This window comes from Gordonia hongkongensis, from assembly GCF_023078355.1.
Taxonomy (GTDB): Bacteria; Actinomycetota; Actinomycetes; order Mycobacteriales; family Mycobacteriaceae; genus Gordonia; species Gordonia hongkongensis.
Window position 1 is genome coordinate 4,350,386 of sequence record NZ_CP095552.1, and the last position, 20,033, is coordinate 4,370,418.

Here is a 20,033-nt window from a genome sequence, read left to right on the forward strand (position 1 = left end):
TGATCGGAAGTTAGGGCACACTTACCTGTAGCGTGTCAGGGGTGTCAGCGACTGATGTGTTCGTGTTGTCCCGCCCGCACGGCACCGTGCGGGGCACGGGCGCGGTCCGTGCGTTCACCGACGTCGACGCCGCCTCGGCCGCCCTGCGCGCCGGGACCGTCGACGGTCTGACCGGCGCGATCCCCTTCGACCTCGCCGACCCCGCCGCGCTGGTGGTGCCCGAAGTCCTGCACGTCGACGCGGCGCCGCTGGCAGGCACACCACCGCTGACGCGCACCCCGGTGTCGACGACCCTGCACCCCACGGCCGACGAGCACCGCGAACGTGTCGCACACGCGGTGAAGCGGATCGTCGCCGGCGACGTCGGCAAGGTCGTACTCGCCCGCAGCGTCGACATCGTGCTCGACGCCGAGGTCGAGCCTCGGCAACTCCTCGACGCATTGGCGGGCGGCAATGCCGGACACAACGCATTCGGTGTCGATCTCGGCGCGGCCACCGGCTCGGGTTCGTGGCTGTTGGGCGCGAGTCCCGAAGTGCTGCTGCGCAAGTCGGGCTCCGTCGTCACCTGCCACCCGTACGCGGGATCGGCGCCGCGGTCACCCGACCCGGTCGTCGACCGCGCCGCTGCCGACGGATTGTTCTCCTCGGCGAAGGATCTCGCCGAGCACGCCTTCGTCGTCGACCACCTGCGAGACCGGCTGGGACACCTCTGCGACGACGTCGACGCGCCGTCGACCCCGCAATTGCAGTCGACCGGGGAGGTCTGGCATCTGGCCACCCCGATCCGCGCGCGGCTTCGGGACCCGGCGACCACTGCGCTCGATCTCGCACTCCTGCTCGGCCCCACCCCGGCGGTCTGCGGCACGCCGAGTGATGTTGCTGCGCAGATCATCCGCGAGGTCGAGGGTGAGCGCGGCTTCTATGCGGGGGCGGTCGGCTGGTGCGACGCCGCCGGCGACGGGGAGTGGATGGTCACCATCCGGTGCCTCGAACTCGAGGCCGATCGTCGCAGCCTCCGGACGTGGGCCGGCGGCGGTATCGTCGAACACTCCGACCCGCAGGGCGAACTCGAGGAGACGGCGTTCAAGCTGCGGACGGTCCTGAACGCGTTGGGCATCGCCGCACTCGACTGAGCGGATCAATTGCGGACGCGCGCGATCTTCGCCCGTTACGCTCGTCGATGATGCCCGACGACCTGATCATCGCCCGAAATCCGGAACAGGGCTCCTCACTGCCCTTTCTGGTCCGGATTCCGCTCGGCAGTGACGGGATCGTCTTGAAGGTGAGGGAGACCTGGCCGCGAACCAGCAAGGTCTATTGTCATCGCGCCGACGAATGGCCGACCACACCGCAGATCGTCGAACGTCTTCCGGTTCGGTCGGTGACGCGGCGCGGGGCGGCGATCGATCTGGTGCTCGACCGCGCTCGCGAGAATCGGTCACAGTTCGTCGTCACGCGGGCTCGCGGACGCGAGATGATCTTCTGGCAGACGCGCAAAACCACCAAGCAGGCGCGTCCAAACGTCACGCTTCCCAAGGCTCGGGCACACGGCCAGGCGCTCGAGATCGTCGTCGACACAGGCGAGAAGTACGCCTACTCCTTCGGTCATCAACAGGCGACCACCACTCGACACCGCCTCGATGCCGGCGATTACGCGATCGTCGAGGACGACCAGGTGGTCGCCGCCGTCGAACGCAAGTCGATCGACGACCTCGGCAACGGTCTCATGAAGGGAACTCTCACCTACCAGTTGGCAGGTCTCGCGGGACTCCGACGCGCCGCGGTGGTCGTCGAAGCCTCATACAGCAAGGTGTTCACGCGCGAATACGTCAGCGGCGCCGCGCTGGCCGAGGCGGTCGCCGAGGCGCAGGTCCGGTTTCCGACCGTGCCGATCGTCTTTTGCGACAACCGCAAACTCGCCGAGGAATGGACCTACCGCTGGCTCGGTGCCGCGCTACACGAATGGCGGCTCACCGTCGGCAGCGAGCCCATCGTGCAGGGCCTGCACGGTCCACCGGCGACACCGTCGGAGATCAGGGCGTGGGCTCGCGCCCAAGGGATCGAGGTGCCCTCCAAGGGACGGATCCCGAGTACGGTGCGAGCGGCCTGGGATCGCCGGAACGACTGAATGGCACCACCCTCCGGGGACTCGGCCCCGCTCACCGAGGCGGATTCGCGCTGTGCCGCAACGGAATACGTCAGCGCGTACCCTCAGCCCAGCGCGTGGTCCAGGTCGCCCAACAGGTCGTCGACCCCTTCGAGGCCGACCGACAGCCGCACCACCGAGTCACTCAGACCGATCGCCGCGCGTCCCTCGGGACCCATCGCACGATGAGTGGTGGTCGCCGGATGCGTGATCAGCGACTTCGAATCTCCGAGATTGTTGGAGATGTCGACGATCCGCAGGCCGTTGAGGACCTCGAAGGCGCGCTTCTTGCCGTCGATGCCGTCGTGATCGTTGAGCTCGAAGGTCACCACCGTGCCGCCGCCGGACATCTGCGATTTCGCCAAGTCGTACTGCGGGTGTGACTGCAGGAAGGGGTATTTGACCCAGCGCACGCGCGGATCGCTCTCGAGGAACTCGGCGATCCGCAGCGCCGACGACACCGAGGCGTCGACGCGCAGACGCATCGTCTCCAGCCCCTTCACGAGGGTCCAGGCGTTGAACGCGCTCAACGCGGGACCGGTATGTCGCATGAGTTGCTGCACCGGTCCGTCGACGTACTCCTTGGTCCCGAGTACCGCGCCACCCATGACGCGCCCCTGGCCGTCGATGTGTTTGGTGCCCGAGTAGACGATGACGTCGGCGCCGAGTTCGAGACCCCGCTGCAGCAGCGGGGTGGCGAAGACGTTGTCCAGCACCACCTGTGCGCCCGCGGCGTGCGCCATCTCGGACACCTTCACGACGTCGACGAGGCTCTGCATCGGGTTCGACGGTGTCTCGAAGAACACCGCGTCGGTGGGCTTGGACAGGGCCCGCTCCCACTGCTCGAGGTCATCACCGTCGACGAACTCGGTCTCGATCCCCCAGCGCGGGAGGATCTCGTTGCAGACCACGAAGCAGGAACCGAACAGGCTGCGGGCGGCGACGAGACGGTCGCCGGCCTTCAACAGTGCACCGAGCGCGACGAACACCGCGGCCATGCCGCTCGCGGTGGCGAAACACGCCTCCGCACCCTCGAGCCGGCGCAACCGCTCCTGGAACATCTCGACGGTCGGATTTCCGTAGCGCGAGTAGACGAATCGTTCGTCCTCGCCGGTGAAGGCTCGCTCGGCGGCCTCCGCGGAGTCGTAGACGTAACCGCTCGTGAGATAGAGCGCCTCGGCCGTCTCGTGGAAACCCGAACGCGCCAGCCCGCCGCGCACCGCGATCGTGTCAGCCGAGAGCCCTTCAGGCAGTTCACGACTGACGGGCAGATCAGAACTCACGATTGCCTCCACGGCAGGTTCTCGGCACGCCAGCCCGACGTCCCGCGGTGGTCGTTCTCGTCGAGGGCGCCTTCGAACCCGTCGATCACGTTGTATGCCTTCGCGATACCGTCGGCGGTCGCGGCTTCCGCAGCGCCGATCGACCGGTGCCCCGAACGGCAGATGAAGATGACCTCCTGGTCGTCGGAGACACCGGAATCACGCAGCTGTGCCACGAAGTCGTCGTTGCGACGCCCCTCGGGGAAGGTGGTCCACTCGGCGAAGATCGCGCGCTTGCCCAGGACCTCGAGGTCGGGCACGCCGACGAACGACCACTCCGCCCGCGTGCGACAGTCGACCAGCACCGCATCCGGGTTGTTCTCGAGCTTCTCCCACGCCTCGCGCGGGGTCAGGTCACCGGCATAGCTCATGAGGAACACACCTTCCACTCGCCGTTCTCGCGCACCACGATCGTGTCCACGACGTTCACATCATCGGGGGTCTTGTCATAGTGCCAATGAACCTTCGCGGTCGCCCGGTCACCGTCGACCACCAGCTCGGTGATCTCCGGGATCTCGATGTGACCGTTGGCGAGCAGCGACTCCCGGTTGTCGGCGAGGAACTGTTCCTCGGAGACGAAGTCGGCCGCCTCGACGTCGGCCGCGCAGGTGTTCGCCCGGTATTCGCCGAAGTTCGGACCGTTGCGCGCGGTGTAGATGTCGTTGATCGCGTACTGGACCTGAGCCGAGTCGCCGGCCCGGTCCTCGGCCGGACGGGTCACATTCGACAGCACGACGCCGAGCACCACGAGTCCCACGACGCCGGCCGCGACGAAGAACGGCCAGGCGTTCTTCCACGACGGGGGCTTCTGGTCGCCCTCACCTGCAGCTTCGGCCATGGCGGGCAGTCTATCGAGCGTCCCGGCGGCGGTTGAGGCCGGCGTCGCCGGACCCCGGACGCACCGGGCGGAGCGCCGAACGACGTCGACATCGAACACGTCCTGCGTAAGGTGGCCCTAAGTTCCCGGCGAACGACGTCGCCGACCGCAACGACCAGCGAGGACCCGGATGCGCGCTTCCACCCACCGTTCACTCATCCTTCTCGTCGGGCTGCTCGCGGCAGCCCTGGTGGTGACCTCGTGTTCGCCGCCGGACGAGACGGTCGACTCCGGCACGGCCCACGTCCCCGCGCCCGAGGCCGGCGCGATCCCGGTCACCGTGCAGCAGGCCTACGCCCCCGCGACCGTCGACCAGGCACCCAAGCGCGTCGCCGCGATGGGCGTGGGTGACGGCGACACCCTCCTCGCACTCGGTGTCACCCCCACCACGATCGCCCCGTTCGCCGACCCCGACCAGGCGTCGGCGCCGTGGAACGCCGAACTCCTTGCGGACTCCGACCCGGTGGTGCTGCCGAACGCGTCCGGCGCGTTCGGCGATGAGATCCCCAAGGCGCTGGCCACCGAGCCCGACCTCATCACCGCCGTCGGCGCCGATCCCACCCGCGACCAGTTCGATCTGCTGAGCAAGACCGCCCCGACGATCCTGCGGCCCGCCCAGTTCCAGCCGTGGCAGGTGCCGTGGGACGCGCAGACCCGCCAGATCGGTACCGCCGTCGGACTGCCCGAACTCGCCGATCGCAAGGTGACCGAGACCGAGCAGTTCCTCGCGAACGTGCGGGAGCAGAACCCGCAGCTGGCCGGGAAGACGGCGGTCGTGGTCACCGCCAGCCCCACCGGCGGCGTGTCGATCTACGGCCCCGGCGACGGGCGCGGACAGACCCTCACCGGTTACGGACTCACCTTCCCGCCCGCGCTGCAACCTTCGGTGACCAGCGGTTTCTACGGTGACCTGCCGGCCGAGAGCCTGAACCTGCTGGACTCGGCCGACGTCGTCGTCGCCGTCGACTGGCAGGGTTCCAACGACCGGCTCAAGTCCAACGCGGCGTTCAACCGGCTGGCGGTCGCGCAGTCGGGCCGCGTGGTCTATCTGCCCCAGGAGGTCGGCAGCGCGATGTCGGTGCCGACGGTCCTGACGATCCCGTGGGTCGCCGAGCAGGCCGTCGGACCGATCGCCGCGGCCGCCGGCAAGGCGTAGCGGGCCCGAACCCGCCGGACACCACGCACCCGCCGAGTGAGGGTTACCTCACAGACGGATTTTGGTCGGGGACAGCAAGCGCCTACCGTAGAAGGGATAGGCCTTATCCATACGCGCGGACCTGGGGGTCACCGAGATTTGCTTGTCCTCGCGTGCTGAGCAACGGAAGACACCTACTCCATGAGCGACAACAGCCGCCCGCTGCGGGTTGCGATCGTCGGTGCCGGTCCCGCCGGGATCTACGCCGCCGACGCGTTGATGAAGTCCGACACCGCCAAGGACCGCGGGGTCAGCATCGATCTGTATGAGCGCATGCCCGCTCCGTTCGGTCTGATCCGGTACGGCGTCGCACCCGACCACCCGCGCATCAAGGGCATCATCACCGCCCTGCACAAGGTCCTCGACAAGCCCCAGGTCCGCCTGCTCGGCAACGTCGACTACGGCACCGACATCACCATCGACGAACTACGCGCCCACTACGACGCGGTGATCTTCTCCACCGGCGCCACCGACGACCGCGACCTCGACATCCCCGGCATCGACCTCGACGGCAGCTACGGCGCCGCCCAGTTCGTCGCCTGGTACGACGGCCACCCCGACTTCCCCCGCACCTGGCCCCTCGAGGCCGAGAAGGTCGCGGTCATCGGCGTCGGCAACGTCGCCCTCGACGTCGCCCGCGTGCTCGCCAAGACCGGCGACGAACTGCTGCCCACCGAGATCCCGGCCAACGTCTACGAGGGACTCAAGGCCAACAAGGCCGTCGAGGTCCACGTGTTCGGCCGCCGCGGTCCCGCCCAGGCGAAGTTCACCCCGCTGGAACTGAAGGAACTCGACCACTCCCCCAACATCGAGGTCATCGTCAACCCCGAGGACATCGACTACGACGAGGGATCGGCCGTCGCCCGCCGCGGGTCGAAGATCACCGACCAGGTCGCCACGATCATCGAGAACTACGCGATCCGCGAACCCAAGCAGGGCGCGATCCACAAGCTGTTCCTGCACTTCTTCGAAAGCCCCACCGAAATCCTCGGCGCCGACGGCAAGGTCGTCGGTCTGCGCACCGAACGCACCCAGCTCGACGGCACCGGCAACGTCAAGCCCACCGGCAAGACCACCGACTGGGAGGTCGGCGCGGTCTACCGTGCGGTCGGGTATCTCTCGGACAACCTGCCGCAGATCCCGTTCGACTCCCAGGCCGGGGTCATCCCCAACGAAGCCGGACGCGTCTTCGACGAAGGACAGCAGCTCACCGGTATCTACACCACCGGCTGGGTCAAACGCGGCCCCGTCGGCCTCATCGGCCACACCAAGGGCGACGCCAACGAAACCGTCGACTGCATCCTCAAAGACATGGCAGCCGGCACCCTGCTCGACCCGGCCCACCCCGGCGAGGACGCCATCGTCGAACTCCTCGAGTCCAAGAACATCCCCTTCACCACCTGGGACGGCTGGTACCGCCTCGACGAACACGAACGCGCCCTCGGCGCCGCCGAAGGCCGCGAACGCGTCAAAGTCGTCGAACGCGAAGACATGCTCGCCGCATCGGAGCCGGACAAGGTGTCGCGCCCGTCCGCATGACCCCGCTTCCCGCCGGCTGAGTCCACCCCCGTCGGCTGAGTCCACCCCCGCCGGCTGAGCCTGTCGAAGCCATAAGAGCGGCGGCCGAGTTCTCTCGGTCGCCGCTCTTTCGCATGCGCCCGGCGGGTGCGGGGGCGTCCTCCCCGCACGCCGCCCGGCGCGAATGGTTCAGTTGTGAGGCACTCTCAACTGTCGTCGGATGAGGTCAGCGACCGGGAATCGCGGGGACGCCCGCGACGTCGGTGCCACCGCCGGTCAGGGCCGCCGCCGAGGCGGAGGAGCCGGTGCCGAATCGGTCCAACGGGTTGTCGACGCGCCGGACGTTCCACCAGAAACCGGCGTTGTCAGTCAGGTTCTCGGCGTAGTCCGAGATGGCGTACCCGGCGATGGAGGACGGGAAGCAGCCGAACCAGGTGGTCTTGATCGTGAGCGACTCGTTCTTCTTCAGCAGCGACTTGAACTTCGTCGCGCCGTTGATCTCCTGCAGCGTGACGTTACGGAAATCGCCGTCACGCGCGGTGACGCGCATGAACCGGGTCATGCTCCACGCCTGATTCCACGGCGTGCCAGGGGCTGCGAACTGGCAGTAGACCCCGCCCGTCATCTGGAGGTTGGGAACAGCGGCCTGTGCCGGCGCGGCACCCACCAGCGATCCACCGGCGATTCCTGCAGCGACCAGAACCCCTGTGAGAGCCCGTTTCAGCGATTTCATCGATCCTCCTCGTTCGTAGGCGACACTGTGTTTCCCGACGTCGCCGTCGTGGGAGCGGTTCACGCCACCCCACCGACGACCGGTCTTGCTGCGGTCGGCCCGAGATGCCCACCGACACCGGGACTATCGACCCAGCCTGAGCGAAGTGTTACCGCGCGCACAGCGATCCCTCAGGTTTCGTCGGCAATTCGTTATACGAACGACACCCGCCGAGGCGCTCGACGCTGCGCGCGACGCCGCGTCGAAGAAGGTTGGTAAGGTTTACCTTCGTGCGCCGATCCCTCCGACTTCTCGGAATCCCGCTGCTCCTGGCGGTCCTCGCAGCGCTGGTCGTCGCGTCGGTTCTCTTCGGCACCCGACCGGTCCCGGTCGACGAGATCTGGCCCAGCTTCACCGCTGGTGTCGAAGAGATCTGGAACGCGCTGATCAACCTACGGATGCCGCAGGTGCCCAAGGATTCCGATGTCGACGGCATCGTGTGGGATCTGCGCGTGCCGCGCACTCTGCTCGGCCTCGCCGCCGGACTCGCGATCGGCGCGGCCGGTGCCATCAGCCAGGGCCACACCCGCAACCCGATCGCCGATCCCGGCATGCTCGGCGTCAACGCGGGTGCCGCCTGCGCGGTCGTCGGCGGCATCTACCTGCTGGGCATCACCAGTCCGATCGCGTTCATGTTCTTTGGTCTCGTCGGGGCGATCATCGCCGCCACCGTGGTGTTCGGACTGTCGTCGCTGAGCGGCTCGAGCCCACTGACCCTGGTCCTCGCCGGCACCGGCCTGACCGCGATGCTGACCGCCATCACGTCCGCGATCGTGCTCGTCGACACCAATTCGCTGGACCAGTGGCGCTTCTGGAGCGTCGGCTCCACCGCGGGTCGGGGCATCGACGTGTTCTGGGCGAGCCTGCCGTTCATCACGGTGGGCCTCGTCCTCGCGCTGGCGAGCGGCTTCTTCCTGAACGTCCTGAGCCTGGGCGACGACATGACCAAGGCCCTCGGTTCCCGTGTCGTGCTCATCCGCGCCCTCGGCGTCCTGACCATCACGCTGCTCATCGGCGCGGCGACCGCGGCGTGCGGGCCGATCGTGTTCCTGGGCCTGGTCGTACCGCATATCGCCCGCGCCTTCGTGGGCGCCGACTATCGGTGGATCATCCCGTATTCCGCTCTGCTGGGCGCCATCCTGCTCGTCGGATGCGACATCCTCGGCCGGATCGTCGCCCGTCCCGGCGAAGTGCAGGTCGGCGTCATGCTGGCACTGGTGGGCGCACCCTTCCTCATCGTCATGGTCCGCCGACAGAGATTGGGGACCGTGTGAATCCGCCGACCTCCATCAAGACCGACATCACGTCCGGAACCACGACGAAGGGCCGGATCGCACCGCACCCCGGCGGTTATCGGATCGCCGTCGAACCGCTGTCGATGGTGGTGCGACCACGGATGCTCACCGTCGCGGTCGTGTCCACGGCCGTCACGGTCGTCCTGTTCCTCACGAGCGTCGGTGTCAGCGACTTCCCGCTGACCCCCGTCGACGTCGCCCGCATCCTGCTCGGCGGCGGCACCCGCGTCGAGAACGTGGTGGTCTTCGACGTCGCGCTGCCCCGTGCGCTGGTCGCCCTGCTCGTGGGATTCGGTCTGGGCCTTGCGGGTTCGATGACCCAGCTGATCGCCCAGAATCCCCTGGCCACACCGGACATGCTCGGCATCACCGCCGGCGCGAGCGTGGCGGCGGTGACCGCCATCGCGTTCTCGACCACCAGCTGGGGTGCCTGGCTGGGCGATCTCGGCGTCCCGGCGGCGGCGATGATCGGCGGGTTGCTCACCGCGGTCGCGATGTACGTCCTCGCCTGGCCGGGTCGCAAGGCCAACAGCGGCATCAACCCGTTCCGGCTCGTGCTGATCGGCGTCGGGATGACGTGGTTGCTGCAGGCGCTCACCCAGTTCCTCCTCTCGCGCGCCGACATCCGGGATGTGGCTCGTGCGCAGGTGTGGATCGTCGGGTCGGTGTCCAACGTCGGCTGGTCCAACGTGTGGCCGGTCGCCGCCGGTGTCGTCGCGAGCATCATCGTGGTGGTCGTCCTGGCCCGCCAGATCGGAATGCTCAGCCTCGGACCCGATCTCGCCCGCGGACTCGGAGTCCGGACCGGCGCGGTGTCGACGACGCTGCTCCTGACCGCGGTCCTGGTGAGCGCGCTGAGCGTGTCCGCGGCCGGGCCCATCGCCTTCGTCGCGCTGCTGGCCCCACAGATCGCGCTGCGGCTGGCCGGTACCGCCGTGCCCACGCCGCTCGTGTCCGGTGTCATCGGTGCGTCGTTGGTACTGGGCGGCGACCTGCTGGTGCGTACGGTTCTGCCGGGCGGCCTCCCGGTCGGCATCGTCACCGCGGCGATCGGCGGCCCGTTCCTGATCTACCTGATGATCGTCATGTCCCGAAAGGCGAGCGTATGACCGCGTCATCCCTCGAAACCCCCGCCACCACCGCCCGATTGCGGGGCGTCGGACTGACCGTCGGCTACGACGAGCGGATCGTCATCGACTGCCTCGACATCGACATCCCCGACGGTCAGGTCACGACGATCATCGGTTCCAACGGATGCGGCAAGTCGACACTGTTGCGTTGTCTCGCACGGCTGTTGCCACCCCGGGCCGGTGCGGTCTACCTCGACGGCGACGACATCTCCTCGGTCCGGCCCAAACAGGTCGCCCGCACCCTGGCGATCCTGCCGCAGAATCCCATCGCGCCCGAAGGGCTCACCGTCGCCGATCTGGTGGGGCGGGGACGTCATCCGCACCAGCGCTGGTTCGCGCAGGCCAGCGCGGCCGACGAGGCGGCAGTGGCGCTGGCGATGGAGATGACCGACACCCTCGACCTCGCCGACCGCACCCTCGACGCCCTGTCCGGCGGTCAGCGGCAACGGGTCTGGATCGCGCTGACGCTCGCACAGGACACCGACCTCATCCTGCTCGACGAGCCCACCACCTACCTCGACCTCGCGCACTCCATCGACGTCCTCGACCTGGTCCGCCGGCTCCGCGACGAGCACGGCAAGACCGTCGTCATGGTGCTGCACGACCTCAATCTGGCTGCGCGCTACAGCGATTCGCTGTTCGTCATGCGCAACGGAGCCATCGTCACCACCGGCTCGCCCACCGAGGTCATCGACGCCGAGACCCTCGACGCGGCGTTCGGCCTCCGGGCGCACGTCATGACCGATCCGATCACCGGTGGCCCGCTCATCGTGCCGCTGGACTCCCGGACCCGCGCTACCCCCACCGCGCTCTGATCCGAAGCGCGGCCCCTGCTCCCTGCTCCCTGCTCCCTGCTCCCTGCTCCCCGCTCCCCGCTCCCCGCTCCCCGCTCCCTGCTCCCCGCTCCCCGCTCCCTGCTCCCTGCTCCCTGAGGTGCGAGCGAAGCGAGCCACGAAGGGCTTCGCAACGTGTCTCACCAGGCCCTTCGTGGCTCGTCGACCTCGACGCGCTCCTTCGTCGCGTGCTCGGCCCGGCGGCTTACGCTCCTCGCACCTCAGGGACCAGTGGGTGTGTGGCTCTTCCGGATTAGGGAGCATGGGCGGCAGCTCGCAAGCTCGCTCCTCAGGGAGCGGGGGAGGCTCTTCTCGTCCAGCCGGTTTCGCGAGCATCCGCTCGCGAAGAGAGTCGTAGACCGGCGGCGACCCGGACAGATGGGCGACGAGCACCGCGGCGGCCGTCGCGGCCAGCATGGGGAGGGCGACCGTGGTCGTCGCGGTCATCTCCATCACGACGACCATCCCGGTGAGCGGGGCCCGGACGACCGCGCCGAACAGCGCCGCCATCCCGGCGAGGATCATCGCGCCCCGGAATCCCGACGCACCTGAATCCGGTTGTTGCACAATGATGTCGGCGACCTCGGCGAAGGCGGCACCCCACAGGGCGCCGAGCGCGAGCAGCGGTGCGAACAGGCCACCCGGCGTGCCCGCGGCATAGGAGAGCGGACCCGCGACGAACCGGACGAGGAAGAGCGCGACGAGTGCGGGGAGTACGACACCGCCGTCGACGACCGCCTGGGTGAGGCCGTCCCCGCCGCCCGCGGTGCGAGCGTCGAGGGCGAGAAGCGCACCGATCGCCGCGCCGATGAGGGCGGCACGACCGATCGGCGGCACCCGCGAGAATCGACCGACCCAGCCGAGGGTGCCGAGAACCATTCGGCTGTAGGCGATCCCGATGAGTCCGGAGACGAGACCGAAGACCACGAAGACGGGCAGCACCGTCACCGACGGCACGTCGAGCGAGGGCACGTCGAACTCCGGGCGGTCTCCCAGGATGACCCGTCCGGCGGCGACGGCGGCCACCACCGCGAACACCGTCGGCACCACGAGACGCAACCGGACCGAGCGGCCGACCTCCTCGAGTGCGAAGAGCGCGCCGCCGATCGGAGCCGTGAACGCCACCGCGAGTCCGGCGCCGCTGAGTGACGTCTGCATCACCCGGACGTCGGCGTCGTCGAGACCGCCGCGCCGGCCGGTCTCCGCACCGACGACCGAACCCATGTGCACCGTCGGGCCTTCGCGGCCCAGCACGAGTCCGGAACCGATCGCGGCGAGAGCGCCGACGAACTTGGCCGGGATGAGGCGCAGGGGCGCCGGAGACGCCTCCCCGCGCTCGACGGCCTCCACGTGTTGGATACCGCTTCCCGCCGCGGTCGGCACCAGCCGGACGGCGAGCGCGCCGAGCGCCGCACCGGTAGCGGTGACCGCGATCGGGACGAGCCACCCGGGGACACCGAGTCCCGCCGACCAGTCGAGCATCTCGACCCGCCAGCGGTCCAGGTGGTTCAGGCACCAGCGGAAGGCTCCACCGAGTACGCCGGTCACCAGACCGGCGATGACCGCCAGCAGACACAACCGCACCAGGCCGCGGTCGGCACGCTGTGGCGAGATCACACGTGGACGCTACCCTGCCGCGGGTATCACACCGGCTGAATCAACCGCCCCTGCACCACAAGCGAGGCGTTCTGCTTCAGCCGGCGCATCCGGATGCTGACCGAGTATCCAGTGACGCCGCCGATTGCGGCGACCCGGGTGCGCAGATACTCGTGGAAATGCGCGGTGTCCCGGCAGATCACCGACACCATGAGGTTCCACTCGCCGCTGATCGCCGCCGCGAACGCCACCTCGTCGTGAGCCGCGAGTTCGGTGCCCACCTGATCGAGAGCCGAGGGGGTCACCGTCAACCACAGCGTGGCGCTCAGGTCGAAGCCGAGCCGGTCGGGGAGGATCTCGACGTCGTAGAAGAGCGCACCCCCGCGCTCGAGCGTGCGCAGCCGGCGGCGCACTCGTCCGACCGTCCATCCGCAGATCCGAGCCAGTTCGCGGTGCGCTCGCCGACCGTCCTGGGTCAGCGCGTCGATCAGCACGGCATCGTCGGCCGTCAACCGCGCGCCACCCGCCGGGGCATCCGACGACGGATCGTCCTGCTCGGAGTCCTCCGGCATGTCGTCGACCACGGCAGCCGCAGCGGAAGCGAGGAGGTCGCGGTCCCGATCAGAGAGGTGGCCACCGAATCCGGTCCACCTCGACGCGGGGTGACCGGGATCGAAGGCGTGCAGGACGAGATCGATGCGGACGTCGGTCACCGAGGCTCGGGCGGGGAACGTCTTGGCGATGGCCTCCTCACCGGCCATGCCGAGCGGCGCCCGGATGAGACAGATGATCTCCGCACCACCGGACGCGACATACGCGAAGGCGACATCACGTCGGCGGGCGAGCGAGGACGCGAGCGGTTCCAGCCGGTCCGGACGGCACCGCACCCGCGCCACCCACTCCGACTGGCCGCGGACGGACGGCTTGATGATCCCGACGACCTTCATCACGCCGGCCCGCCGCATCGCCTGGTAGCGGCGCGCCGCGGTCTGCTCCGAGATCCCGGCCACCTCACCCAGCTGGCGGAACGTCGCACGCGGCGACACCTGCAGCGCACGGAGGATCGTGCCGTCGATGTCGTCCATGGTGGAGGAAGTGTATCGCCGCGCGACCCACAGTGCAGTATCGATACCGGCACTCGGGATCTGTGCGTGGTTTCGTAGACGCGGACCAGACAATGAACTCCTGCGCCGTTCGGCGACCCTTCATCGACCTGCGAAAGCGAGCGCGTTGACCGCGACCATCTCCCCCGTTCCCACCGGCGTACCGACTCCCCCGGCACGTCGGACGGCCACCGTCGTGATGGCCTGCCTCGGCGTCTTCGTCGCCTACCTGCCCATCACGAGCGTCGCCGTCACCCTGCCGGCGATCGGCACCGCTTTTGGCGCCTCGACCGCCCAGTTGTCCTGGGTACAAGACGCGTTCGTCCTGCCGATGGCCGCATTCATCCTCACCGCCGGAGTGTTCGGCGACGTGCACGGCCGTCGCAAGGTCTATCTGGTGGGCCTCTGCCTCACGGCGTCGGGCGCGTTGGTGGCGCTGTGTGCGCAATCGATCAGCATGGTGTGGATCGGACAGGCGCTCGCCGGAACGGGCGCGGCCGCCCTCCTGCCCACGACCCTGGCACTGATCAGTCACGCGGTCCCCGACTTCCGGGAACGGGGCAAGTTCATCGGCATCTGGGCGTCGGCGCTCATGCTCTCGCTGACCGTCGGGCCGCTGGTCGCGGGTCCGGTCGCCGAGTCCGCCGGCTGGCGATGGATCTACCTGCTGCCGATCCCGATCGCCCTCATCGCGCTGGCGGTGGCCGCGACGATGCTCCCGGAATCCCGCGCACCCCATGCCCGTCGCCTCGACTGGTCCGGCCAGATCTCGGCCGCGATCGCCGTCACGGCACTCGTCTTCGGCGTCATCGAGGCCGGCGTCTACGGCTTCGGCGACCCCCGCGTCGTCGTCGCGCTGCTGGCCGCCGCGGTCGCCGCAGTCGGGTTCGTCGTCATCGAAAAGCGTTCGGCGAGTCCGATGCTCGACCTCGACCTCTTCCGGAGCCGCGCCTTCACCGCCACCACCCTGGTCGCGATGATCGCCTTCCTGGCTCTGATCGGGTTCATCTTCGTGCTGAGCATGTATTTCGCGCTGGTGCAGCAACTCGGCACCGTCGAGGCCGGTTGGCGGCTGGCCCTCATGAACGGCGCCTCGATGCTGGTCGGCGGGCTCGCCGGCAAGATGATGCATCGGATTCACGCCCGGTTCCTGATCGGCGGCGGACTCCTGATGGTCGCCGGCGCCCAGTTCGCGCTGCTGACCCTCGACGCCCACACCTCCTTCGCCGCCATCTCGTGGCGTCTGGTCGTGCTCGGGCTCGGAATGGGACTGGTGATGGCGCCGATGACCGCGACCGCGGTGTCGGCGGTGCCCTACCACCTGTCGGGGATGGCCGCAGCCGGGAACAACGCCTTCCGTCAGGTCGGCGGCGCGCTCGGCCCGGCCGTGCTCGGCGCCCTCTTGACCGCCGGTGCGGTGAACTCGTTGCCGCAGAAGCTGATCGATGCCGGTGTCGCCGAGCCGGTACGTGACCGGGTGATCGGCGCGGTCGACACCGAGGGCCTGGCCGCCGCGAGCGGCCTGAACCTCGGCGCCGACGCCCCGGCCGTGATGAACGCCGTCGGCGACGCCTTCCTCGACGGAATGCGTCTGTGCCTCACGTTCTCCGGCGTGCTCACCGCGGCCGCTGCGATCCTCGCACTCGTGATGCTGCGCCCCGGGCGGGCCGTCGAGGAGCAGCCGGCGGGCTGACCGCCGGTCGGTCCGTCAGCTCCGGCGGCCCCCGACGAGTGAGGTGACGTAGCGCGCCGGGACGTCGAACCACACCTCGCGCACCGGGGCCTGCTGGAGCACCGAGCCGGGCAGCTCGGTCAAGTAGGTCAGACTCAATGTTCCGCTGAAGTCGGGGTTCACGCGCTCGAGCGCCGGGATCTCGATGACGAGCCCGCCGTCGTCGATGACCGCGCGGACCATCGAACCGCGCGGGGTCGTCCACTCGTGGTCGATGGCACGACCCGCCCGACCGGGCACGCTCGACATCGTCGCGAGGACGCGTCGAGGCGTCAGGACTACAGCACCGGTGAAGGGCCGGACGTTGCCCTGCGCCGATCGACCGGGCACTTGCCCGCTGAATCTCAGTGTCACGGGCACGAATTCGACGATGAGGTAGGCGCCGTCGGAGACGACCTGCGCACGGAGGTCGTCTGGGAGCTTGCCGATGCCGAGCATCCGGCGCAGGGAGGCCACCGCCACACCCTAGATCTCGGGACGCCGCGTCGTCAGGAGAACGCCGCCGCCACGTCCGCGGCGCGCCGGAGCTGATCAGGGTCCGAACTCGTCGGGATGAGTTGCACCTCGTCGGTACCGATGTCGGCAAACCGCCGCAGGACCTCGGCGAGCTCGGCCTCGGTGCCCGCCCACCCGGTGGTGGGTGCGATCGCGTCGACGAACTCCGACGGGATCCAGTTCATGTAGTGATGCAGGTGCCGGGTCACCTGCGCTCGGGGACCGTCGCCCTCACCGATCGCGAACCAGAACGACGTCGCGAGATGCGGTGCCGCCCGACCGGCATCCGCCCATGCCGACCGGGCAACATCGAAGAGCTCGTTCTGCTTGTCGGCATCGAGATCAAGGGTGACTCCGGCGATTCCGTCCGCCCAATCAACCGCGCTACGAATCGTCTTCGGCCCGGTGGTCCCGACATGCAGTACCGGACCGCCCTTCCGGTGCGGCGGCGGACCGACCGGCAGGACCGACTCGGTGAGTTTCTCCCCGGCCCACACCCGTTTCATCGTCTCGGCCCGGTCGGCGAGTTGACGCATCGTCTGCGTGGACGGGTCCGCGCCGACGGCCCGGTAATCCTCGTGCCGCCCGCCGACCCCGAGTGCCACGGTGAGGCGTCCTCCCGACAGCATGTCGCCGGTCGCCAACGACTTGGCGAGCATCACCGGGTCGTGCAGCTGCGGCACGACGACCGTCATCACGAGCGGCACCCGTCGCGTCCACGCCGCCAGCGCGCCGAGGAAGGTCAGGCATTCCGGATTGTCGAACGCGATACGTTCACCCCAGCACAGCGAGCTGAACGGACCGTCGTCGATGGTGGTGGCCCACGAATGGAGCATCTCGGCGTCGAGATCCGGCTCCATCACAGGCATGGTCATCCCGATGCGCACGTGCGTCATTCTGACACGGACGCACGATGCCCCGGGGGTTATTCGCAGATGTCGCGCATCGTCGCGAAAAGCGCAACGATGCGCGACATCTGTTATGTCACAACTGGTTCCATGCCGGGCGGCCCGACGCGGCCCGCCCCACATGCGCCGACCGCACCGGGGAATTCTTGAGTTCACGCAACGCCGTCCGCAGACCCCGTCGCTTCCCGGTCGCCGGGTCGACGCCGAAGTGGTCACTCATGCCCTCGCGGATCGCGAAGCGCAGCTCCGACGCCGTCTCCGGCGCGTCATCCGACGTCGCCTTCAACAACGAGTTCGGCAGTGCCAGCTTCGCGATGGTCCGGAACGACTGGGCATATTGACCCAGGAGGGTCCCCGTCGTGTACGGCAGGTCGTATTTGTCACACAACTCGCGGACACGCACACCGATTTCCTCGTACCTGCTGCTCGGCAGGTCGGGGAACAGGTGGTGTTCGATCTGATGACTGAGGTTCCCGCTCATGAACCGCATCAGCGGTCCGGCCTTGAAGTTGGCCGATCCCAACATCTGACGCAGATACCAGCGCGGTTGGTCCTCGTTCTCGAACTCGTCGACCGTGAACTTCTCGGCTCCGTCGGGGAAGTGACCACAGAAGATCACCATGTACGCCCAGTAGTTCCGGATGATGTTCGAGGTGAAGTTCGCGGTGAGCGTCGTCTTCCAGTTCGGACCCGCCAGAGCCGGGAAGATCAGATAGTCCTTGGCCGCCTGTTTGCCGACCTTGGTGCCGATCACCCGGAGATCCTTGGCCGCCTGACGGTAGGTCTTCTCTTTGTTGCGCAGCTTCTCCGTCTCCAGATGGTGCAGCGCCACACCGTATTCGAAGAACGTGCCGAGCGTCAGGTTGTAGATCGGGTTACCGACGTTCCACCACTCCCAGGGCTGGTCCCGGGTGACGCGCAGGATTCCGTAGCCCACGTCGTCGTCCATCCCGACGACGTTCGTGTACTTGTGATGGACGAAGTTGTGCGAGTGCTTCCACTGCACGCTCGGGCAGGTGGTGTCCCACTCCCACGACGACGAGTGGACCTCCGGATCGTTCATCCAGTCCCACTGGCCGTGCATCACGTTGTGGCCCAGTTCCATGTTCTCGATGATCTTGGCGAGCGAGAGCATCGCGGTCCCGGCAGCCCAGGCGACCTTCTTGTCGCTGAACATCAGGGCGAGCCGGCCACCGGCAGCGAGGCTGCGCTGCAGGGTGATGGCCCGGCGGATGTACTTGGCGTCGGCCTCGCCCCGCGACTCCTCGATGTCACGACGGATGGCGTCCAACTCGGCGCCGAGGGTTTCGACGTCGCTCTCGGTGAGATGTGCGTATTGATCGATGTCGGTGATGGCCATGAAGCCTCCTACAGATCTAGGGTGCATTCACCAGACACGGCGCTGATGCATGTCTGGATTCGTTCTCCTTCGCGACGTTCCTCGCCGGTGCGCAGGTCACGCACGTAACCCCCGGCGAGCGGCACGACGCAGGTCTGGCAGATACCCATCCGGCAGCCGAACGCCATCTGGATTCCCAGGTTCTCCCCTGCTTCGAGAAGTGTTGTGGCGCCGTCGATCTCGGCTTCCTTGTCTGAGATCGCGAACTTCACGGTGCCGCCTTCGCCGCCGTGGTCGGTGCGGGCGATGGCGAACCGCTCGACGTGCAGCCGCTCGCGCAGGCCGCCGTCCTCGTAGTGCGACTCCATCGCGTCGAGCAGCGCGACCGGTCCGCAGGCCCAGCATTCGCGTTCACGCCAGTCCGGCGCCCACTCGTCCATCCGCGAGACGTCGAACTTGCCCATCTCCTTGGTCAGCTGGAGATTCAGATCGTAATCATCGGCCTCGTCGGCGAGCGTCTCCATCTCGTCGAGGAAGATCACGTCGTCGCGGGTGGGCGCGGAGTGGATGTGCACGATGTCGGGTGTCTGACCGTGCGAACTCAGCTGCCGCAGCATCGCCATGACGGGAGTGATCCCGCTGCCCGCGGTCACGAACAGGATCTTGCCCGGAACCGGCTCGGGCAGATGGAAGTCGCCCTTGGGCGACTGCAGCCGGATGATCGTCCCGGGGCTGACGCCGTCGACGAGATGCGACGACAGGAATCCGTCGGGGTTCGCCTTGACCGTGATCGCGATGGTCTTGTCCTCGTTGGCGCCGAACGACGTCAACGAGTACGACCGCCAGTGCCACTTGCCCTCGATCTGCAGACCGATCCCGACGTACTGGCCCGGTTTGTACGACTCGGGGAACCCCCAGCCCGTCCGAATGGTGACGGTGGCGGTGTCGTCGGTCTCCTTGGTCACGTCGAGCACCTTGCCGCGGAGCTCGCGCGCGCTCCACAGCGGATTGATCAGGTGCAGATAGTCGTCGGGCAGCAACGGGGTGGTCGCTCGGGCCACCAGACCCCGGATGATGTTGACCTCCGGTTTCCGGGCCTCGACCCCGGCCGCCGGCCGCTTGCTCCACTTCAACAGGTTCACTCAGACTCCTCCCCTAGAAATCCCCACGGCTGGAGTTACTGACCGGTATTACCCTTCGGTGCACGACTGTACACATCAATCGGTGACCGCGATCACAAGATTTGATACTGGCAGGTCACGACCGGTGCCGCGACCCGTTCGGTCACCAGGTGAAGGCGCCGCCGGTCCAGATGCCCGTCGCGATCAGCGCGAAGAGGAGTTCGATGCCGATCGTCTTCACCGCCGCCTTCAGCGCCGAGAACGCGCCCCGCCACGCGCCGTCGAAGCTGCGCGTGCGAACGAGTTCCGATGCCAGCGCGCCCACGATGAAGCCGAGCAGCAGGCCGATGACGGGGACGACGAAGAAGCCGACGATGCCGACCAGGCCCCCGACCACGATCGTGCGGTTCGGGATCGCGTCCGCGCGCAGCGACCGGCCCGCGATCAGGTACTTGAGCACCTCGCCGACGCCGATGACGACGAGGGCCAGAGCGAATACCGACCAGGCCCAACCACCCACGACGAGGGCCCAGACGAACAGTGCGCCGACGATGAGCAAGGTGCCGGGCAGGATCGGCACGACGATGCCCACCAGGCCCACCAAGATCACCGCTGCGACCAGCAGCTCACCCCAGAACGGCACCCGGACCT

Annotated in this window: 18 protein-coding genes and 1 pseudogene; 8 read left to right on the forward strand and 11 right to left on the reverse strand. The window is 68.1% G+C overall.

Features of this window, described 5'->3' with window-relative positions; genetic code table 11:
- The first annotated feature begins 56 nt into the window (after positions 1-56).
- A complete protein-coding gene (locus MVF96_RS19660; protein WP_247452144.1) occupies positions 57-1,133 on the forward strand; it encodes an isochorismate synthase in 1,077 nt (358 codons plus the stop codon).
- Positions 1,134-1,183: 50 nt separating this feature from the next.
- Complete coding sequence (locus tag MVF96_RS19665) at positions 1,184-2,128, forward strand: ERCC4 domain-containing protein (protein WP_058249882.1); 945 nt, start codon at positions 1,184-1,186, stop codon at positions 2,126-2,128.
- An 83-nt stretch (positions 2,129-2,211) separates the two neighbouring features.
- On the opposite strand, the gene MVF96_RS19670 is transcribed toward MVF96_RS19665, so the two are convergent.
- The 3 genes from MVF96_RS19670 to MVF96_RS19680 are packed head-to-tail and all read right to left on the reverse strand — an operon-like array spanning position 2,212 to position 4,306.
- The gene (locus MVF96_RS19670; RefSeq protein ID WP_247450133.1) at positions 2,212-3,429 is read right to left on the reverse strand and encodes an O-succinylhomoserine sulfhydrylase; all 1,218 of its coding nucleotides are present in this window, start codon (positions 3,427-3,429) and stop codon (positions 2,212-2,214) included.
- A complete protein-coding gene (locus MVF96_RS19675; protein ID WP_165629651.1) occupies positions 3,426-3,839 on the reverse strand; it encodes a rhodanese-like domain-containing protein in 414 nt (137 codons plus the stop codon). Before MVF96_RS19675 ends, MVF96_RS19670 begins: the two co-directional genes overlap by 4 nt.
- Positions 3,836-4,306: an Rv0361 family membrane protein gene (locus tag MVF96_RS19680; protein ID WP_065629636.1), complete on the reverse strand. Its 471-nt coding sequence runs from the start codon at positions 4,304-4,306 to the stop codon at positions 3,836-3,838. Before MVF96_RS19680 ends, MVF96_RS19675 begins: the two co-directional genes overlap by 4 nt.
- A 169-nt stretch (positions 4,307-4,475) precedes the next feature.
- On the opposite strand from MVF96_RS19680, the gene MVF96_RS19685 reads away from it, so the two are divergent.
- Both MVF96_RS19685 and MVF96_RS19690 read left to right on the forward strand, forming a co-directional pair.
- Complete coding sequence (locus MVF96_RS19685) at positions 4,476-5,501, forward strand: ABC transporter substrate-binding protein (RefSeq protein WP_165629650.1); 1,026 nt, start codon at positions 4,476-4,478, stop codon at positions 5,499-5,501.
- A gap of 180 nt (positions 5,502-5,681) precedes the next feature.
- On the forward strand, positions 5,682-7,079 hold the full coding sequence (locus MVF96_RS19690) for an FAD-dependent oxidoreductase (RefSeq protein ID WP_247450135.1): 1,398 nt from the start codon (positions 5,682-5,684) through the stop codon (positions 7,077-7,079).
- Between the two features lie 205 nt (positions 7,080-7,284).
- Here MVF96_RS19690 and MVF96_RS19695 read toward each other — a convergent pair whose 3' ends face one another.
- A complete protein-coding gene (locus tag MVF96_RS19695; protein WP_247450136.1) occupies positions 7,285-7,791 on the reverse strand; it encodes a hypothetical protein in 507 nt (168 codons plus the stop codon).
- Between the two features lie 269 nt (positions 7,792-8,060).
- Here MVF96_RS19695 and MVF96_RS19700 point away from each other — a divergent pair, with 269 nt between their 5' ends.
- The 3 genes from MVF96_RS19700 to MVF96_RS19710 are packed head-to-tail and all read left to right on the forward strand — an operon-like array spanning position 8,061 to position 11,070.
- Complete coding sequence (locus MVF96_RS19700) at positions 8,061-9,104, forward strand: FecCD family ABC transporter permease (protein ID WP_247450137.1); 1,044 nt, start codon at positions 8,061-8,063, stop codon at positions 9,102-9,104.
- Entirely contained in the window at positions 9,101-10,234 is a 1,134-nt protein-coding gene (locus MVF96_RS19705; protein ID WP_165629647.1) for a FecCD family ABC transporter permease, read from the forward strand. Before MVF96_RS19700 ends, MVF96_RS19705 begins: the two co-directional genes overlap by 4 nt.
- Positions 10,231-11,070, forward strand: a complete 840-nt coding sequence (locus MVF96_RS19710; RefSeq protein ID WP_247450139.1) for an ABC transporter ATP-binding protein — start codon at positions 10,231-10,233, stop codon at positions 11,068-11,070. Before MVF96_RS19705 ends, MVF96_RS19710 begins: the two co-directional genes overlap by 4 nt.
- Before the next feature lie 321 nt (positions 11,071-11,391).
- Here MVF96_RS19710 and MVF96_RS19715 read toward each other — a convergent pair.
- Both MVF96_RS19715 and MVF96_RS19720 read right to left on the reverse strand, forming a co-directional pair.
- Positions 11,392-12,705 (reverse strand): annotated as a pseudogene (locus MVF96_RS19715) (ClC family H(+)/Cl(-) exchange transporter); the annotation flags it as partial.
- 26 nt (positions 12,706-12,731) lie between these two features.
- The gene (locus MVF96_RS19720) at positions 12,732-13,769 is read right to left on the reverse strand and encodes an Lrp/AsnC family transcriptional regulator (protein ID WP_247450141.1); all 1,038 of its coding nucleotides are present in this window, start codon (positions 13,767-13,769) and stop codon (positions 12,732-12,734) included.
- 145 nt (positions 13,770-13,914) lie between these two features.
- Between MVF96_RS19720 and MVF96_RS19725 the strand changes: the two genes are divergently transcribed.
- Entirely contained in the window at positions 13,915-15,480 is a 1,566-nt protein-coding gene (locus MVF96_RS19725) for an MFS transporter (protein ID WP_159371425.1), read from the forward strand.
- A 15-nt stretch (positions 15,481-15,495) separates the two neighbouring features.
- On the opposite strand, the gene MVF96_RS19730 is transcribed toward MVF96_RS19725, so the two are convergent.
- The 5 genes from MVF96_RS19730 to MVF96_RS19750 form a co-directional block, all read right to left on the reverse strand.
- A complete protein-coding gene (locus MVF96_RS19730; RefSeq protein WP_223258887.1) occupies positions 15,496-15,975 on the reverse strand; it encodes a hypothetical protein in 480 nt (159 codons plus the stop codon).
- Positions 15,976-16,007: 32 nt separating this feature from the next.
- Positions 16,008-16,889: an LLM class flavin-dependent oxidoreductase gene (locus tag MVF96_RS19735; RefSeq protein WP_068970722.1), complete on the reverse strand. Its 882-nt coding sequence runs from the start codon at positions 16,887-16,889 to the stop codon at positions 16,008-16,010.
- A 109-nt stretch (positions 16,890-16,998) separates the two neighbouring features.
- A complete protein-coding gene (locus MVF96_RS19740) occupies positions 16,999-18,282 on the reverse strand; it encodes a fatty acid desaturase family protein (RefSeq protein WP_068970719.1) in 1,284 nt (427 codons plus the stop codon).
- Between the two features lie 8 nt (positions 18,283-18,290).
- Positions 18,291-19,403 (reverse strand): ferredoxin reductase, encoded by a 1,113-nt coding sequence (locus MVF96_RS19745; RefSeq protein ID WP_058249872.1) that lies wholly within the window; start codon positions 19,401-19,403, stop codon positions 18,291-18,293.
- Between the two features lie 142 nt (positions 19,404-19,545).
- A complete protein-coding gene (locus MVF96_RS19750) occupies positions 19,546-20,025 on the reverse strand; it encodes a DUF456 domain-containing protein (RefSeq protein ID WP_068970718.1) in 480 nt (159 codons plus the stop codon).
- Positions 20,026-20,033 lie beyond the last annotated feature (8 nt).

Excerpts from the sequence above, each read along its gene's own strand:
- MVF96_RS19685 (WP_165629650.1), top strand. The coding sequence starts at position 4,476 with ATGCGCGCTTCCACCCACCGTTCACTCATCCTTCTCGTCGGGCTGCTC.
- MVF96_RS19680 (WP_065629636.1), bottom strand. The coding sequence starts at position 4,306 with ATGGCCGAAGCTGCAGGTGAGGGCGACCAGAAGCCCCCGTCGTGGAAG.
- MVF96_RS19690 (WP_247450135.1), top strand. The coding sequence starts at position 5,682 with ATGAGCGACAACAGCCGCCCGCTGCGGGTTGCGATCGTCGGTGCCGGT.
- MVF96_RS19720 (WP_247450141.1), bottom strand. The coding sequence starts at position 13,769 with ATGGACGACATCGACGGCACGATCCTCCGTGCGCTGCAGGTGTCGCCG.
- MVF96_RS19740 (WP_068970719.1), bottom strand. The coding sequence starts at position 18,282 with ATGGCCATCACCGACATCGATCAATACGCACATCTCACCGAGAGCGAC.
- MVF96_RS19665 (WP_058249882.1), top strand. The coding sequence starts at position 1,184 with ATGCCCGACGACCTGATCATCGCCCGAAATCCGGAACAGGGCTCCTCA.
- MVF96_RS19710 (WP_247450139.1), top strand. The coding sequence starts at position 10,231 with ATGACCGCGTCATCCCTCGAAACCCCCGCCACCACCGCCCGATTGCGG.
- MVF96_RS19695 (WP_247450136.1), bottom strand. The coding sequence starts at position 7,791 with ATGAAATCGCTGAAACGGGCTCTCACAGGGGTTCTGGTCGCTGCAGGA.
- MVF96_RS19675 (WP_165629651.1), bottom strand. The coding sequence starts at position 3,839 with ATGAGCTATGCCGGTGACCTGACCCCGCGCGAGGCGTGGGAGAAGCTC.
- MVF96_RS19735 (WP_068970722.1), bottom strand. The coding sequence starts at position 16,889 with ATGACCATGCCTGTGATGGAGCCGGATCTCGACGCCGAGATGCTCCAT.